General features: G+C 44.8%; 9 protein-coding genes. 7 read left to right on the forward strand and 2 right to left on the reverse strand.

Annotated elements, in window-relative coordinates; translation table 11 throughout:
- Positions 1 to 25: 25 nt before the first annotated feature.
- Complete coding sequence (locus CJD36_RS14675; RefSeq protein WP_105039952.1) at positions 26 to 397, reverse strand: T9SS type A sorting domain-containing protein; 372 nt, start codon at positions 395 to 397, stop codon at positions 26 to 28.
- A 359-nt stretch (positions 398 to 756) separates the two neighbouring features.
- Here CJD36_RS14675 and purB point away from each other — a divergent pair, with 359 nt between their 5' ends.
- From purB to CJD36_RS14720, 7 genes are all read left to right on the forward strand, one after another.
- Positions 757 to 2,106 (forward strand): adenylosuccinate lyase, encoded by a 1,350-nt coding sequence (gene purB / locus CJD36_RS14680; protein WP_105039953.1) that lies wholly within the window; start codon positions 757 to 759, stop codon positions 2,104 to 2,106.
- A 303-nt stretch (positions 2,107 to 2,409) separates the two neighbouring features.
- Positions 2,410 to 2,907, forward strand: coding sequence for a DUF6036 family nucleotidyltransferase (locus tag CJD36_RS14690; RefSeq protein ID WP_105039955.1), 498 nt, complete (start codon positions 2,410 to 2,412; stop codon positions 2,905 to 2,907).
- A 121-nt stretch (positions 2,908 to 3,028) separates the two neighbouring features.
- Positions 3,029 to 5,302 carry an aconitate hydratase gene (locus CJD36_RS14695; RefSeq protein ID WP_105039956.1) on the forward strand — a complete coding sequence of 758 codons (2,274 nt, stop codon included), beginning with the start codon at positions 3,029 to 3,031 and terminating at the stop codon, positions 5,300 to 5,302.
- Positions 5,303 to 5,405: 103 nt separating this feature from the next.
- Positions 5,406 to 5,696: a PspC domain-containing protein gene (locus tag CJD36_RS14700; RefSeq protein WP_240609361.1), complete on the forward strand. Its 291-nt coding sequence runs from the start codon at positions 5,406 to 5,408 to the stop codon at positions 5,694 to 5,696.
- A 107-nt stretch (positions 5,697 to 5,803) separates the two neighbouring features.
- Positions 5,804 to 6,538, forward strand: coding sequence for a LamG-like jellyroll fold domain-containing protein (locus CJD36_RS14705; RefSeq protein WP_105039957.1), 735 nt, complete (start codon positions 5,804 to 5,806; stop codon positions 6,536 to 6,538).
- A gap of 374 nt (positions 6,539 to 6,912) precedes the next feature.
- Positions 6,913 to 17,223: an Ig-like domain-containing protein gene (locus tag CJD36_RS14715; RefSeq protein ID WP_105039958.1), complete on the forward strand. Its 10,311-nt coding sequence runs from the start codon at positions 6,913 to 6,915 to the stop codon at positions 17,221 to 17,223.
- 107 nt (positions 17,224 to 17,330) lie between these two features.
- Positions 17,331 to 17,702, forward strand: coding sequence for a DMT family protein (locus CJD36_RS14720; RefSeq protein ID WP_105039959.1), 372 nt, complete (start codon positions 17,331 to 17,333; stop codon positions 17,700 to 17,702).
- Between the two features lie 112 nt (positions 17,703 to 17,814).
- Here the strand turns inward: CJD36_RS14720 and rlmD are convergent, their stop codons facing one another.
- Entirely contained in the window at positions 17,815 to 19,308 is a 1,494-nt protein-coding gene (gene rlmD / locus CJD36_RS14725) for a 23S rRNA (uracil(1939)-C(5))-methyltransferase RlmD (RefSeq protein WP_105039960.1), read from the reverse strand.
- Between the last annotated feature and the right edge of the window lie 14 nt (positions 19,309 to 19,322).

Genomic DNA, 19,322 nt, shown 5'->3' on the forward strand with positions numbered 1-19,322 from the left:
ACATCTCTTGTCTTAAAAACGGCATCTATTCTATCTCCAGCATAAACGCTTTTTCAGTTTTATTTTTATATACCAGCGATACAAAATACATTCCTTTTGATAGCTTGTGTATGTCAATGCTTTCCTCTGGCAAAACGCGGGATTGCTTGATCAGGTCTCCCTTCTCGTCGGTAATAACAGCCCATGGCGCTTTGGTCATATCCGGCAGATTACTGAAGGAAATACTACCTTTGCTACGCGCCATTTCCGTTCCTTCAAATATGTTATCGTGCTTCACCGTGGGTTTTGCTTTTGGGCTTTTAATGCGTGCAGTGCTTGCGTAAGATCTGTCTGATGTTTGTGCTTGTACAGCATTGAAACCTGCTACTAATGCGCAGATAATGATAATGCGTTTCATTTTCTTTTGTTTTAAAGGTGAGTGTTGTTGTCTGTATAAGACGCTGTAAAAGTAGAAGAGGTTACAAGGGTAGGCTTACCGCTAATCGGGTGATTTGCATTTCCGTAACAGGTGAAATAATGGGGGATAAATAACTAAAAAAGAAAAACTAAAAACTTAAAAGTGTCTGATCTGTTGCTTAATGAATAGACAGATAGGCAAATTCACAAATAGGAGGTGTGTCAATACTTGCTATTCACGCATAACGGGGGAGGTGATTAAAGTCTGATAGTCGATAGATCTTTATTGTCGCATTCCATCACATTTTACCACATTACCGCATTACCCACGCCATTCCTTAAAATATTATCTTTGCGCCCATGGAACTCAACGCACTCACCGCCATCAGCCCCATAGATGGTCGTTACCGCTCTCAGCTGGCCTCTTTAGCACAGTATTTTTCTGAATTCGGACTGATCCGCTACCGAGTAAGGGTAGAGGTGGAGTATTTCCTCTTTTTAGCTGAGCAAAAGATCATAACGCTGCCCGCTAAGGTAAAAGCCGCTAAACTCAGAGCCATCTACCTGGATTTTTCTGAGGCTGATGCAATGCAGATTAAGGGTATTGAGCGTACTACCAATCACGATGTTAAGGCAGTAGAATACTTCCTTAAGGAGAAGTTGAACGCAATGGGCGCAGGTGATAGCGTGGAGTGGATCCACTTCGGACTTACCTCTCAGGATATTAATAATACTGCTACACCATTACTCTGGAAGGAAGCATTGGAAGATGCCTACCTGCCTATGTTATACAATATTGTACTGCACTTGAGAGGTATGGCTAAGGAGTGGATCAATGTGCCATTACTCGCCCGTACACACGGACAGCCTGCGTCTCCGACCATGTTGGGTAAGGAGATAATGGTATTTGTGGAGCGCCTTGAAGGACAGATCAGGTTGTTGAGTCATATACCATTTGCAGCCAAGTTTGGTGGTGCTACCGGAAACTTCAACGCTCACCATGTTGCATTCAGCAAGCACGACTGGGAAAAGTTTGGTAATGACTTTGTGAACAACAAACTTGGTCTGGAACGTATGCAGTATACTACCCAGATAGAACATTACGATAACCTTGCAGCACAGTTCGACTCGCTGAAGAGGATCAACACTATATTAATAGATCTGTGCCGCGATATATGGCAGTATATCAGCATGGAGTACTTTAAGCAGAAGGTGAAAGAAGGAGAAGTGGGCAGCAGTGCTATGCCGCACAAGGTGAACCCTATAGACTTTGAAAATGCAGAAGGTAACCTGGGTATAGCCAACGCGCTATATGAGCACCTGAGTGCCAAACTTCCTATCAGCCGCCTCCAGCGAGATCTTACAGATAGCACCGTGTTGCGCAACGTGGGTATGCCGCTCAGCCATAGTTTCCTTGCCCTACGTTCAGTAGAAAAGGGATTAGGCAAGCTTTTGCTGAATGCCAAGAAGATGGAAGACGACCTGGAAAATAACTGGGCGGTGGTAGCGGAAGCCATACAAACCATACTACGCCGTGAGAACTATCCACAACCATATGAGGCACTAAAGGCCCTCACCCGTGGAAAAAACAGCATTGGCAAAAAAGACATTCATGACTTTGTAGAAAGGCTGAATGTAAATGCCAAGGTGAAGAAAGAACTGAAAGCCATCACTCCACATAATTATACAGGGGTAGGGTTTAAGTATTGAGATTAATCTGCGTTGATATCTAAAGCAATCCGAAAAGTTGCTTTTTTGAATTGCTTTAGATATTTATGTAACTTTCCATAAATGAGGAGAATTAGCCAAAATAGTAATGTGAAATATTTATGGCAAAACTAAAATACTATACAAGTTTTGATAGTTTGAAATCGGCCAATAGCCCTGTTGCGAAAAGCAAAAGAGCCCGGGTTCACGATAATGATGAGCTGAAAAAGCTGATCGATCTCATGAGAAGTGCCGCAGTTCCAAATGAGAATAAGATTTCTGATAGGTCTTTTAACCGATAATCAGATGGACACAAATTTGGCGGGCACGCTATGCAAAGTTTGTGGTGTTTTAAACAAGCACTCTGTCGAGTACTTGATTGTTGGCGGTATTGCTGTTGCAATACATGGATATTTCAGGCTGACTACAGATATGTCTGGTAGGGAGACAGACAAACCAGACTTTGATTTTTGGTACAATGCCACTTACAATAATTATTTTAGACTGTTGGATGCGATTGAAGAATTGGGCCAGGATGTCACTGACATAAAAAACGAAACTACGCCCGATCCCCAAAAGTCATTTTTCAAGATCGACATGAAGGCGTTTTCCGCAGACTTTTTGCCCGGATTGCCTGGTCTTTCCAATTTCAAAGAGTCATTCAAGCAGAAGAAAATCATAGTACTTCAGGAAGTTGATATTTTCTTTATTAGTTATGATGATCTCCTATTAACCAAAATTGCAACCGCCCGTCCCAAAGATCTGGACGATATTGAACATTTAAAGCAAAGACGAGATCAATAACACTTTCGGGGCGGTATAATGCCGCAGCTATACATACTTAGCACATATTGTCACCCCAATTTCATTTTCTCTTTTGATTTTGGTAATTTTGCACAAATTCTACGCATTAAATTTTTACTTCATGGCATTTGATATTGATCTGATCAAGAAAGTTTACGAACAATTACCTGGCAAAGTAGAAGCAGCGCGCAAGCTTTTGGGCCGTCCGCTGACACTTGCAGAAAAGACATTGTACTCACACGTGCACGATGCGCTTACTACAGCATACAGCCGTGGTAAAGACTACGTTAATTTCTCTCCCGACCGCGTGGCTATGCAGGATGCGACCGCTCAGATGGCGTTGTTGCAGTTCAGTACTTGCGGCCGCAGCAAGGTAGCTGTGCCAAGCACAGTGCATTGCGATCACCTGATACAGGCGAAAGTTGGTGCCAAAGAAGATCTGGCAACTGCGGTTGACGTAAACAAAGAAGTTTATGACTTCCTTGGTTCAATATCTGATAAATATGGTATTGGTTTCTGGCGCGCAGGTGCCGGTATCATTCACCAGGTTGTATTGGAGAACTATGCGTTCCCAGGTGGAATGATGATAGGTACAGATAGCCACACACCTAATGCAGGTGGATTGGGTATGATAGCTATTGGTGTTGGTGGTGCTGACGCTGTGGATGTGATGGCAGGATTGCCTTGGGAGCTGAAGATGCCTAAACTGATAGGTGTAAAGCTTACAGGTAAAATGAGCGGTTGGACATCTGCAAAGGATATTATATTGAAGGTAGCAGGTATCCTTACAGTAAAGGGTGGTACCGGTGCTATTGTTGAATACTTTGGCGAAGGCGCTGAAAGCCTTAGCTGCACTGGTAAAGCAACGATCTGTAACATGGGTGCTGAAATAGGTGCTACATGCTCAATGTTTGCTTATGATCCTAAAATGGCTGAATACCTGAAGGGTACTAGCCGTGCAGATGTAGCTGAACTGGCCGATAAGGTTAAGGACAGCCTTCGTTCTGATATTGAAGTTTATAACGACCCACATATTTTCTACGATCAGCTGATCGAGATCAACCTGAGCGAACTGGAACCATATGTAAATGGACCATTCACTCCGGATCTGGCTACGCCGATCAGCGAAATGGCTGCTGCTGTTAAGGAGCACGGATGGCCTGATGCAGTGGAAGTAGCCCTGATAGGCTCTTGCACTAACTCTTCTTACGAAGATATCAGCCGTTCTGCTTTCATTGCTAAGAATGCAATGGCAAAGGGTTTGAGCTGTAAGAGTGAATTCAATATCACTCCGGGTTCTGAACTGGTACGTTTCACTATTGCCCGCGATGGTATGCTGGACACATTCGACCAGATGGGTGGTGTGGTAATGGCAAATGCCTGCGGACCGTGCATTGGCCAGTGGGCGCGCCACGTAGCCGACCCTGCAAAGAAGAATACAATTGTAACATCATTCAACAGAAACTTCGCTAAGCGTAATGATGGTTTGTCATCAACCCACGCTTTCGTAGCTTCTCCTGAAATAGTAACAGCATTTGCGATCGCCGGTAGCCTTTCTTTCAATCCGCTTAAGGATACATTGAAGAATGCTGCGGGTGAAGATGTAATGCTTGACGAACCACAGGGTTATGAAATGCCTCCACGTGGCTATGAAGTAGAAGATGCAGGTTACACTGCACCTGCTGAAGATGGTAGCAAAGTGCAGGTAGTTGTAAAGGCTGACAGCAGCCGTTTGCAGTTGCTGGAGCCATTTGCTGCATGGGATGGTAATGATATGCTGGGCCTTAAATTGCTGATCAAGGCATTTGGCAAGTGTACTACCGACCATATCTCAATGGCTGGTCCATGGTTGAAATTCCGTGGTCACCTGGATAATATCTCTAACAACATGCTGATAGGTGCATTGAATGCATTTAACATGGAGCCTAACAAAGTAAAGAATCAGTTGGATGGTTCTTACGGCGAAGTGCCTGCTGTGCAGCGTGCTTACAAAGCTGTAGGTATTGGCAGTATAGTAGTAGGTGATGAGAACTATGGTGAAGGTAGCAGCCGTGAACACGCTGCTATGGAGCCACGCCACCTGGGAGTAAAGGTAATACTGGTAAAGAGCTTTGCCCGTATCCACGAAACCAACCTGAAGAAGCAGGGTATGCTGGGTATCACATTTGCAGATAAAGCAGACTACGACAAGATACAGGAAGATGATGTATTGGATATAGTAGGTCTGAAGACTTTTGCAGAAGGTGTGCCATTGACAGTAGTATTACACCATGCAGATGGCTCACACGAGTCATTCCAGGTAAACCATACCTACAACCAGCAGCAGATAGAATGGTTCATCGCCGGTGGTGCATTGAACGTTATCCGTCGCAATGTAGCGAATGAGGGTAAGTAAGTTAATTAGTTAAAAGGTTAATAAGCCATAGCCCGTTCTGAGAAGGATGGGCTATGTTGTTTTTATAGCTGACCGGAAATTATATTATTCTTAAAAGATGTTAATGAAACATACAGAAGTATCATATAATCAATCATTCACCTTACATTTGTATCAACAATCTATGCGTAAACTGAACAACATAAAGGATTTTATTGAGTGGAAAGCATTCGGGGTATGTTCGGCAATGGGCGAACGTATGGGGGTTGCTACATCACGTATCCGGTTGTGGTTTATTTATATTTCCTTTCTTACAATGGGGTCTCCCATTATCATCTACATGGTGCTCGCCTTCTGGATGAATCTTAAAAACTACATTCTGTTGCGCAGAAGGAACCCGTTGAAGTGGTTGTAGATTAATTCTTACCAGCTCATAGAAGATACCTACCTTAGATATTATGGTATCATTTAGAATGAGCACTTTCTTATCATAATGGGTTACCCTACCAAAATACCATCGTCATGAAAAGAGCACTGATGCTTTTAGTATCCTGTGTGATGTGTAATCTGGCAACGGCTCAGAATGTACCTTGTTACATGCCATTATCAGGTCTTGTAGCATGGTATCCCTTCAATGGTAATGCTAATGACCGCAGTGGCAACGAATTAAATGGCATTGTTAATGGCTGTACGCTAACAACCGATAGATTCGGACATAAGAATCGAGCCTATTATTTTGATGGAACAGGGACTTATATAAATGTGCCTTATTTGCCACTTTTGGATATTCCGCAGGCTACCTGGAATATATGGTTCAAACTTGTACAACCCAACAATAATGCCATCACCGGCCGTTTTTTATGGGGCTGCGACCCTGGGATTGGCAAACACATTACCAATTATGTATACAGAGATGCTGTAGGGTACCAGGTAGTGTATCTTGACCCAAGGGTAACCTCACTGGAAGCAAAACAAACTTTGACCGATACTAGCTGGCACATGTTCACCACTACCTACGACGCATTAGCAGGACAAATGCGCATTTACCAGGACGGTATGTATATGGGTATGCAGGTGTTCACCCGCGTTAAATGGTTATCTGGTGACCTGCGTTTTGCATTATCCACAGATAGATATTGGCAGCCCTTTTACGGGGCATTGGACGATGCTTCTATACATTCACGTGTGTTAACTGCTGAGGAGATATACAGGTTATATAGAAGGGCAAGGCCGTCTAAAAGGCACCGGCATAGGTAAGTGTGTGGTTTATATATATATCCTTTCTTACAATGGGGTCTCCCATTATCATCTATATGGCGCTTGCCTTCTGGATGAATCTTAAAAACTACATTCAGCTGCGCCGGAGGAACCCGGTGAGGTGGTAATCGGCTCTTGTTTTTTATTTATAACTGACAGTTATAAATTCTCACTCCCCATTCCAGAGGTGTTATCCGTATTATTAAAATATGCAATTGTTTTAAGCAATAATGCACCGATTAATGCATGCGTATTTTAAAAATAATATGTAGAATTATAAAGGTTTAAAATTAAATATTATCTTCAACCTTGCTAAATACTGTCGTTTTTGACAGGCGGTATTACTATGCCCAGCACCTTACAAAAATTGAATTATGAAAATGAAATTTACCTCTGTGTACCGGAACGTCTCTTTTGCAGTGTTTTTATCAATCTTTGTGATTGTGCTGTTTATGGGAGGAACAAAATCAATTGGCCAGCCTACATTTAATAATGGTGCTACCCAGTCGTTTTCCGTATGCGAGAATTCCGGGGCATTAGATATTACATCCTATCTGACAATTAACGATCTCACATCGGGGTCTACAGAGACCTGGACAGTTGTGTCCTCCACAAGTGGGACATTGGGAGGATTCGATTATGCAGGATTTTCGAATGGAGCTGATATGACCCCGGTAGGGCTTTTTTACACACCTCCTGCGGGATTCAGCGGCACAGATGTTTTCAAAATTCGCGTCTCCGACGGAACAATAACTGATGAGACAACTATAACGGTAACGGTTGCTCCTAGCCCGGTACTACCTGCAATAGGAGGCCTATCATCTGTATGCGCTGGAAGTACAATAGTCCTTACAAGTGATTCTACAGGCGGAGCATGGAGCAGCAGCGACAACGCGGTTGCAACTATAGATGCCGGTACAGGTACCGTTACCGGGGTAGCGGCGGGTAGTGCTACATTGTCATATATATTTTCTAATTCTTGCGGTATAGATACGGCTACTCTTGCGGTTACTGTGCAAGAGTCACCTGCACCCATAACGGGAATCAATAGTATTGTTGCGGGGCAAACCATAACATTGAATGAGTCTGTTGCAGGTGGAATGTGGAGCAGCAGTGATGCAGCTATAGCTACAGTAACTGCAACCGGCGTAGTAACAGGTCTTTCGTTTGGCAATGCCAATATTTCCTATAGTACCGGCTGCGGAATAACAGCGGCATTTGCTCTTTCGGTGTTGGACACCATGGCGTTGTCTGACGCAAATGATACTACAGTATGTGCCGGTGCCGACGCAACACTCAGTGCACTTATATCAAGTGGTGGCAGTGGCGGTGGTGGATCCGGTTTTTATACAGATCTGCACTGGGAGGTGTCTACAGACGGAGGAGCGACCTTTACTACTGTAGCTGATGGAGGTGACTATACTTACTCAGGAGAGAGTCTTATAGTGCATACCACCACCTCATTGACAGGCAATAGTTACAGATTATATGTAGATGGTGGTGTGTCTGGTAACGGACTGCTTACAGTAAATCCGATACCTGATGCTGGCACCATAAGTGGTGCCAACACCGTTTGTACGGGAGCGGCAATAACCCTTGCAGAAACAGTAACAGGTGGTGTGTGGACAGCAAGCAACTCATCAGCGACAGTAGTTGGTGGAGTAGTTACGGGTGTTACTGAAGGGGTCGACACAATTATATATACTGTTACTTCGTTGGGCTGTACTGCAACCGCAACGTATGAAGTTACCATCAATGCACTGCCTGATGCAGGTTCAATAACCGGCCAGGATAGTGTTTGTATAGGTGCTTCGGTAATGCTAAGCAGCACTGTAATTGGCGGCACATGGACTACAAGCGATGCTTTGATTGCTACAGTTGATGCGGGTGGGAATATTACTGGATTGGGAGCTGGTAGTGTGACTATAGTTTATACTTCAACGACACCATCATGCGGAACTGATACGGCCAATCATACTGTGACAGTTAATCCATTACCTGACGCGGGTGCAATTAGCGGAGCTGCAAATGTTTGCGTTGGTTCTGTAATTACATTGACAAATACTGTAAGCGGTGGAGACTGGACAAGCTCATCTTTGAATGCAACAGTTGATGCAGCCGGAGTTGTTACAGGTGTAACTGCAGGAAGTGTCACTATAACTTATACAGCAAACACATTTAGTTGTGGTGCTAATTTTTCAACACATAACGTAACCATTGATGCCCTGCCTGATGCAGGTGACCTTAGCGGTTTAGACAGTGTTTGTGTAAATGCTTCTATATTATTAACAAGCACAGTTGGCGGCGGTGCATGGACTACCACCGATGCATCTGTAGCTACCGTTGATGCGGGTGGTAATGTAACCGGTGTTGCTGCCAGTAGTGTGACTATAGTTTATACTTCCACAACAGCATCATGCGGAACTGATACTGTTAACCATACAATTACGGTTAATCCTCTGCCCGATGCAGGCACAATAAGCGGTGCTACAGGTGTTTGTGTAGGTGGTACAATTACATTGACCAATACGGTAAGTGGTAGTGACTGGACAAGCTCATCACCAAATGCTACGGTTGACGCGTTCGGCGTTGTTACAGGTGTAACCGCAGGCAGCTCAACAATAACTTATACAGCGAACACCTTCAGCTGTGGCTCAGCGTTTACAACACATAATGTTACCATTGACGCTCTGCCAGATGCAGGTGCCCTTAGCGGTTTAGACAGTGTTTGTGTAAATGCTTCTATATTATTAACAAGCACAGTAGGCGGCGGTGCATGGACTACCACCGATGCATCTTTAGCTACCGTTGATGCGGGTGGTAATGTAACCGGTGTTGCTGCCGGTAGTGTGACTATAGTTTATACTTCCACAACAGCAACATGCGGAACTGATACTGTTAACCATACAATTACGGTTAGTCCATTACCAGATGCAGGGACAATAACCGGTGCTACTGGTGTTTGTGTTGGATCAACAATTAATCTTGTTACTACCGGTTCAGGCGGAGACTGGACAAGTTCTTCAACTGATGCTACTGTTGATGCTGCCGGTGTTGTTACCGGAGTTTCGACAGGAAGCGCTATCATTTCTTATGCTGTAACGAATAGCTGTGGTACCGCGGTTGATACGCAACTGGTATCGGTAAATGTGGCGCCAACCGGTATAGTGATCAGCACATCAGCCACAACGCTTTGTGGTAGTACACCGGGCGATGTTACCTTCAGTGGTCCGGCAGGTGCAGTTGTACGCTACCAGGAAATGCTCTCAGATGAGGTAGGCGCTACTCGAATTGATACACTGACAACTACATTGGACGGTGCAGGAAATGCGACAGTAGCCATTACTACAACTCGCCCGGGCCTAACTGGAAATATTACCTTCCTCTACACGCTGCTTGACGCTACATCAGGCGCTTGTAGTGCTTCATACACTGCGGCAGATAACGTGACATTTGCAACCCATTACATTAATGGCTGGTTAACGAATGTGTCTGGCAGTGGTGTATATACAGTTCCTACAGATGGAGCGCAGCATACCTTTATGTGCAGGGGTAATACTGCTGTAGTGCATTTGGCAACTGAACCTTTTGCGACTGCAATTTTCAAGATCCATAATGCCGCAACCGGAACTGATACATACGACACCTTAGTCGCTGATGTAATAGGTCATTGTGACGAACCGACACTGCCGATTTTTGATACTTTGATCTACACAGTGGTGGGTATATCCAATGGCGGTTGCAGTGCGTTTGAGATGACGTATGGTATAGATAATTTCTCTTTGTTACCACTTCCGCAAGCACAGATCACCAGTAGGTTGATACAGAATACGTTGGGTACAGGTGTGCCGATCGATGCCGCAACCTCGCAGGTTTGTGATGGTACAGACAAGAATATTGACCTGAGATTTAATGTTGAGGAGCTGAATGTAGTGGAAGGTACACCGACCACACCTATGCTTACGTACCATATTAATGGTGGTTCAGATATTACAGTTCCTATGGAATTCTATCCATTTACTACAACGATCAATACCGGAACAATATCCGGTAATACGACTATCTACTTTACCCAGGTTGCAGACAACGCAGGATGTCCAACTACATTGACGGACAGCATAAACCTCTTCTCTATTCCTGCTCCTGTTGTAACTATTTCAGGTGCAGCAGCATTGTGCGCGGGTAGTACTACAACTATATCAGCAGACTCTTCCGGTGGTGTATGGAGTAGCAGCAACATTGCTGTAGCTATTATAGATGCTACTACAGGAGTTGTAAGTGCAATTGCTGCCGGTATCTCTGTTATTTCTTATAATTATACAGGTTTATGTGGGTCGGGATCTGACACCATGTTGATCACCGTAAATGCTTTGCCTGATGCAGGCGCTATAACTGGATTGGACAGTGTTTGTGCTAATGCGACAATTGCATTGTCTACAACCGGCACTGGTGGTGTATGGTCTACAACTGATGCTGCGGTAGCTACAGTTGATGGTTCAGGCACGGTAACTGGTGTTGGTGCAGGGGATGCAACAATATCGTATACCGCAACGTCTGCGTCTTGTGGTACTATGGCCGCTACACATCTTGTAACTGTTAACTCGCTACCTGATGCAGGTACGCTCAGCGGAGCAGATACCATTTGTTCCGGTACATCGACAATGATCGTGAGCACGGTGCCGGGTGGCGCATGGACCATTACAGGCTTGAGTGCTACGATCGACGCTTCCGGAAATGTTACAGGTAATTCTGCGGGTGATAATATAGTAGTGTATATCTCTTCTACATTCAGTTGCGGTCAGGATACTTCATGGCACCCAATATATGTAAAAGCTGCCCCGGATGCAGGTACTATCACAGGCCCTTCGTCAATGTGTGTGGGTAGTACTGCGACATTATCTTCCGATATGCCGGGTGGCGTGTACAGCAGCTTTAACACATCTGTTGTTTCGTCAGATGCAGCAGGTAACTTAACTGCACTATCTGCTGATACGGTTACTATATTATATACAGTTAACTCTCCTAGCTGTGGTTCTGCATCTGCAGGTCACTTTATTACAGTTACGCCATTGCCTGATGCAGGGTCGATCACAGGATCTGATAGCGTTTGTGTCAACGGATCAGTACTATTAGCAACGACAACAACAGGCGGAACATGGAGCACAAGTGATGCAACGGTGGCTACAGTTGATGGAGCGGGTAATGTAACAGGTTTGATAGCAGGAAGTGCAATGATCGTTTATACTTCTACTGCGTCTTGTGGTACAGACACGGCCAGTCATTTGATAATCGTAAATCCATTGCCTGATGCAGGTGCCATAACCGGTGCAGATAGCATTTGCTTTGGTGACGTTACAACACTTACAAATACGACAAGTGGTGGTACATGGAGTAGTGCAGATGCAAATGTAGCCGTGGATGCTACGACTGGTGAAGTTACCGCTATCCTTTCAGGTACTGCTACAATAACTTATACAGCTGCGACATTCAGCTGCGGCTCTGCAACTACAACCCATACGTTGGTTGTGAAATCTCTACCTGATGCAGGTACAATTTCGGGCTTGGATAGTGTTTGTGCAGGTGCAGTTGTGACATTATCTAATACTGCAAGTGGTGGTGTTTGGACCAGCGATGACAATGCTATAGCTACTGTTGATATAACTGGCGCAGTAAGCGGTGTTGCAGCGGGTACAACAACTATTACTTACACTTCTTACGTGTTTGGATGTACGAATGCAAGAACGGTATTTGGCATTACAGTTAATGCTGCGTCAGATGCAGGTGCTATATCCGGTGCAGATAGTATTTGCTTCGGTGATGCAACTACGCTTACTAATACCGTAAGCGGTGGTACATGGAGTAGTACTGATGTTAATGTTGCAGTTGATGCTGCAACAGGCGAAGTAACGGGTATGATATCGGGAACTGCTACTATTACTTATACAGCAACTACTTTCAGTTGCGGATCTGCAACTGCTACTCATACATTGGTTGTGAAAACGCTGCCAGATGCAGGGACAATATCCGGTTTGGACAGCATTTGTGCAGGTGCTGTTGTTACTTTGTCTAACACAGCAAGTGGTGGTGTATGGAGTAGCAATGACAATGCTATAGCTACTGTTGATGCAACAGGTAATGTAAGCGGTGTTGCAGCTGGTACAACAACTATTTCTTATACCTCTTCAATATTTGGTTGCACTTCTGCAACATCAACCCATGATGTTACTGTTAATGCTCTACCTGATGCGGGCACTATAAGCGGTGCTGACAGTATTTGTTTTGGCGATGCAACTACGTTGACCAACACGGCTAGCGGCGGTACATGGAGTAGCGCAGATGCAAATGTGGCTGTTGATGCCGCCACAGGGGAAGTGACCGGCATGCTTTCGGGTACAGCTACTATTACTTATACAGCGAATACCTTCAGCTGCGGATCTGCAACAGCTACTCATACATTAGTTGTGAAATCTCTACCTGATGCGGGAACAATATCCGGATTGGATAGCGTTTGTGCAGGAGCTGTTGTTACATTGTCTAATACAGCAAGTGGCGGTGTATGGAGCAGCAACGACAATGCGATAGCAACCGTTGATGCAACTGGTAATGTTAGCGGTGTTTCAGCCGGTACAACAACAATTTCTTATACTTCTTCAATATTTGGTTGTTCATCGGCAACATCTACTTATGATGTTACTGTAAATCCACTACCTGATGCAGGTACGATAAGCGGTGCAGCTAACGTGTGTTTTGGTTTGACCACTACTTTGACCAACACTGCAAGTACCGGCACCTGGAGCAGTTCCGATAACGCAATAGCTACCGTTGATGCTTCTGGTATTGTAACAAGTGTTGCAACAGGTACAGCAACTATTTCTTATACGGCAAATACATTCAGTTGCGGTTCGTTATCTGCGACACATACGATAATAGTTGATTCTCTGCCAGATCCGGGTACGATAACAGGATTTGATACAGTCGCAATTGGTACAGATATAACACTTACTGCTACAGTAGGCGGTGGAATATGGACAAGCAGTGATCCTGCTGCAACAGTTGTCGGCGGTGTGGTTACAGGAGTGAGTGTTGGTAATGCAACTATTAGTTATACTGTAACAAATAGCTGCGGTACAACATTCGCAACAAAAGATATAGTTATAGATGGCTGTCCTTTGCCGGATACAGGAATTATTTCTTCAGTTGCTTCGTCAACATGCGCCGGGTCAACCATCACTCTGACAACAACTGTAGCCGGTGGCAACTGGATTACAAGTGATGCCTCAGTAGCAACAGTTGACGTAGCAACCGGAATTGTATCCGGAGTAGCTGCAGGTAATGTGATCGTATCTTATACAACAACAAATACCTGTGGTTCATCTATAGATACAATAATGCTGGCCATTGATGCATTGCCAGATGCAGGTACAATAAGCGGCCTGGACAGCGTTTGTGCTGCTGCTTCTATTACACTCACTAACACCGTAACAGGTGGTACATGGAGCAGTGCTGATGCCAATGTTACTGTTGATGCAGTAACAGGTGCAGTAACTGGCGTTACCGCTGGAACGGCTACAATAACATACACAGCTGCAACATTCAGCTGTGCTAGTGCTACAGCTACTCATACAGTAACTGTAAATGCGCTGCCTGATGCAGGTGCAATAAGCGGCCTGGACAGCGTTTGTGCTGCTGCTTCTATTACACTCACTAACACCGTAACAGGTGGTACATGGAGTAGTGCTGATGCCAATGTTACTGTTGATGCGGCAACCGGTGCAATAACTGGTGTTAGCGCAGGTACTGCAACAATAACTTACACAGCAACAACATTCAGTTGTGGTAGTGCAACCGCTACTCATACAGTAACAGTGAACGCGTTGCCTGATGCTGGTACAATAAGCGGTCTGGATAGCGTTTGTGCTGCGGCTTCTATAACACTCACCAACACTGTAACGGGTGGCACATGGAGCAGTGCTGATGCAAATGTTACTGTTGATGCAGTAACCGGTGCAATAACCGGTATTTCTGCAGGTACCGCAACAATAACTTACACAGCGGCAACATTCAGCTGTGGTAATGCAACAGCTACTCATTCAGTAACCGTAAATGCGCTGCCTGATGCAGGAACAATAAGCGGCCTGGACAGCGTTTGTGCTGCTGCTTCTATTACACTCACTAACACCGTAACAGGTGGTACATGGAGTAGTGCTGATGCCAATGTTACTGTTGATGCGGTAACAGGCGCAGTAACGGGAGTTAGTGCAGGTACAACTACAATAACTTACACTGCTGCTACATTCAGTTGTGGTAGTGCAACAGCTACTCATTCAGTAACCGTAAATGCGCTGCCTGATGCAGGAACAATAAGCGGCCTGGATAGCGTTTGTGCTGCTGCTTCAATTACACTCACTAACACCGTAACAGGCGGTACATGGAGCAGTGCTGATGCTAATGTTACTGTTGATGCTTTAACAGGTGCAGTAACCGGCGTTAGCTCAGGTACAGCAACAATATCTTACACAGCTGCTACGTTCAGCTGCGGTAGTGCTACAGCTACTCATGCAGTAACTGTAAATGCCCTGCCTGATGCTGGTACAATAAGCGGCCTGGATAGCGTTTGTGCTGCAGCTTCGATTACACTCACCAACACCGTAACAGGTGGTACATGGAGTAGTGCTGATGCCAATGTTACTGTTGATGCGGTAACAGGCGCAGTAACGGGAGTTAGTGCAGGCACAGCTACAATAACATACACTGCTTCTACATTCAGTTGTGGTAGTGCTACAGCCAATCATACAGTAACTGTGAATGCATTGCCTGATGCGGGTACAATAAGCGGCCTTGACAGCGTTTGTGCTGCGGCTTCGATTACACTCACCAACACCGTAACAGGTGGTACATGGAGTAGTGCTGATGCTAATGTTACTGTTGATGCTGTAACAGGTGCAGTGACCGGTGTTAGCGCAGGTACGGCAACAATAACTTACACAGCAACAACATTCAGCTGTGGTAGTGCAACAGCTACTCATTCGGTAACTGTAAACGTGTTGCCTGATGCAGGTACAATAAGCGGTCTGGACAGCGTTTGTGCTGCAGCTTCTATAACACTCACTAACACTGTAACGGGTGGTGCGTGGAGCAGTGCTGATGCCAATGTTACTGTTGATGCAGTAACGGGAGCAGTAACTGGTGTTAGCGCAGGTACTGCGACTATAACTTACACAGCAACAACATTCAGCTGTGGTAGTGCAACAGCTACTCATTCAGTAACTGTAAATGCACTGCCTGATGCAGGAACAATTACCGGCACTGATAGTGTATGTGTAGCTTCTGCAATTACTTTAACTAATACAGTAACAGGCGGTGCATGGTCAAGCTCTGATAACTCAGTTGCAACAATCGATGCTGCGGGAGTAGTTAGCGGTGTTGCGGCAGGTACTGTAACAATAACATACACAGCAACAACATTTAGTTGTGGTAGTGCCACAGCTACTCATACAGTAACAGTGAACGCATTGCCTGGAGTTCCGGCAATTACGGGCATCACAGCGGTTTGTGAAGGTGTATCAACTACACTAAGCAATACTACAACAGGTGGTGTATGGAGCAGCACTAATACTACGGTAGCGAGTGTGAACGCTTCAGGTGTTGTTACTGCAGGTGTGGCGGGTTCTGCTACCATACTGTATACAGTAACCAGCATTTCAGGTTGCACCACTATACAGGGTACAACATTTACTGTTAATCCGCTTCCGGTATTGTCGCCGATCACAGGTGCTATAGCAGTTGCGTCTTTGTCCAGCATCACGCTGACAGACACTGCTGCTGGTGGCATATGGACAAGCAGTGATCCTACACGTGCTGTAATTAATGCTACAACAGGTGTTGTAACCGGTGTCGCCATCGGTACCACTACTATCACTTACACTAAGACAAGTGGCTTCGGTTGTACTTCTTTCGTTACTTACAATCTTATCGTAGCGGGTTCACTTACTTCAACAACGATTTTGCCGTTCGGTTCTGCAACGCTTTGTCATGGCAACGATGTGAATCTTGTCACAGTAACAGCAGGTGGTGTAACTGATCAGACTTTCCAATGGTACATTGATGGTATTGCAATACCTGGTGCTACCAACCAGAGTTATATCACTGATACATTCGGATTCTTTAATGTGGTAATAACCAACCTTGCAGGCAGTCATACAGTAACCGGTGTTACTGTGGTATTGCCGCCTACTCCGGTTATTCATCTTACAGGTGCCAACATACTGTACACGGGTTCATTCGCTACTTATCAGTGGTACCTGAATGGTGTGGCTATTACAGGTGCTAACACCAGTATCTATAACGAAACCGCACCGGGTGCTTACACAGTTGTTGTATCTGATGGTAATGGTTGTACCGATACTGCTGATGCTTATTATATATGGCCGGCCGGTGTACAGAATGCAGGTGGTAGCGGTATCAGTGTTAAGTTGTTCCCTAACCCTGCAACTTCAGTTATCTACATACAATCATCTGTAAAGGTGAATATAGCTGTATTGACCGCTGATGGTAAGAAGGTGATTGAAAGCAATGATGCTACTTCAATTGACATCAACAACTTGGCAAATGGTATGTATATGATCATGGTTTACGACCAGGATAATATGTTGCTGAAGGTGGATAGAATAATGAAGGTCGACTAAGAAAGGTCACTATCAATAGGTCTAGAAATAAGGCTGGCTCAGTTTTTGAGCCAGCCTTATTTCATAAATTTGCAAACACTAAATGCCCAGTTGGGGAGACGTTTTATATGAAAGGTTGGAAAACGATCGCACTACTTGTTGTTTCTAATATCTTTATGACATTTGCCTGGTATGGTCACCTCAAGTTCAAGCAATATGAATGGGGCAAGAACCTCGGATTATTCTCTATAATCCTTATCAGCTGGGGGATGGCCTTCTTTGAATACGTGTTCCAGGTACCGGCCAATGAAGGTGGATTTAAGGATAACGGTGGCTCATTTAACCTGGTTGAATTAAAGACCATTCAAGAGGCTATTACGCTAATGGTCTTTATGATATTCACCCTTGTGTTCTTTAAAGAGCAGAAATTGCAGTGGAATCATTTACTGGGTTTTGGGTTAATTGTTGCAGCCGTATATGTGATCTTTAAGAAATGGTAGGTGAAAAAGTGAAAATTTAAAACTAAAAAGTAAAAAGCCACACTGCTTTGCTATGTGGCTTTTTATCTCCGATATAGATTTGACAACTTTTTTAAAAGTTGTCAAATCTTAACTAACCTTCGTTTTCTTCTTCGTCAGCAACTTCTACCTCTTCCGCCTTCATCCTTTTGCTCAAAGGCAAATCACCTTCAGCACGTAATTCCAGCAATGCAACATTCTCAATATGATGAGTGTGCGGGAACATGTCTACCGGTTGCAGGCGGGTAATGCGGTATGCACTGTCCAGCAGTTGCAGGTCGCGGGCCTGGGTAGCAGGGTTGCAACTTACATATACCACCTTAGGAGCGCGCATCTTCAATATCTGCTGCACCAGCTTCTCATGCATACCTGCACGTGGCGGATCGGTGATGATGACATCGGGTTTGCCATGTTCTGCGAAGAAGGCATCGGTGCAGATATCTGATACGTCACCTGCATAGAATTGACAATGCTCCAATCCGTTGAGCGCCGCATTTTCGTAGGCATCCTTTACTGCATCAGCTACGGCTTCTATGCCTATCACTTTCTTAGCACCTTTCGAACAGAATATACCTATGCTGCCCGTTCCACAATAAAGGTCATACAATACTTCATTGCCAGTCAACCCCGCAAATTCGCGGGTAATTCGGTACAATGCTTCGGCCTGGTAAGTGTTGGTCTGGAAAAAAGATTTAGGCGAGATCTTGAACCTGAAATCTTCCAGCTTTTCTTCTATCCATGGTTTGCCGCTATAGCACACTACTTCCTGGTCATAGATAGTATCATTCATCTTGCCATTGATAGTGTAATGTAGCGATGTAATGCCCGGTATATTGGCCAGCATATGGTCAAGGATCGCTATGCGCTGTTCCTTGTCCTCATTATTTATGACCAGGTTTACCAATACTTCATTGGTGGTTGTTACGCGAATGATCACATTGCGCAACCAGCCCTTATGGCCTTTTATGTCGTAATAAGACAGGTTGTGGGCTTTAGAATAGTTGCGCAACACATTCAGCAGAATGTTTGTTGGCTCATGCTGCAGGTAGCAGGTATGCACCTCAACTACCTTATCGAACAATCCCGGCGCATGAAAACCCAAGGCAGGTTCCGGTGCAAATTCTTCTGTTCTTTCACCTATCTCTTCAAATGTTCGGTAGCGCTTCGATGAGAAGGTAAACTCCAGTTTATTGCGGTAGTAGCGTTCATGAGGACTACCTACAATTAGTTGTATCTCCGGCAGTTCCACCTGTCCAATACGTGTGAGCTGATCTTCTACTTGCTGTTGCTTATACTTAAGTTGCTGAGCGTAGGGGAGCATCTGCCATTTGCAGCCGCCACATACGCCAAAATGCTGGCAAAAAGGCTCTACGCGCAATTCAGATGGTTTTACCAACTTGGTCATACGCCCCTGAGCCCAGCTCTTCTTGTCCTTGGTAACTATGGCATTGATCACATCTCCGGGTACCACGTTTTCTACAAATAGTACCTTACCGTCATCAAGGTGTGCTATACTTTTTCCTTCAGCCGCATATGCGTCGATGGTTATATTCTCTAATGGCGGTGTTCTTTTCTTATTACGAGACAAATGTTTGTTTATTT

The sequence above is a fragment of the Flavipsychrobacter stenotrophus genome (genome assembly GCF_002954265.1).
GTDB classification, from domain to species: Bacteria; Bacteroidota; Bacteroidia; order Chitinophagales; family Chitinophagaceae; genus Flavipsychrobacter; species Flavipsychrobacter stenotrophus.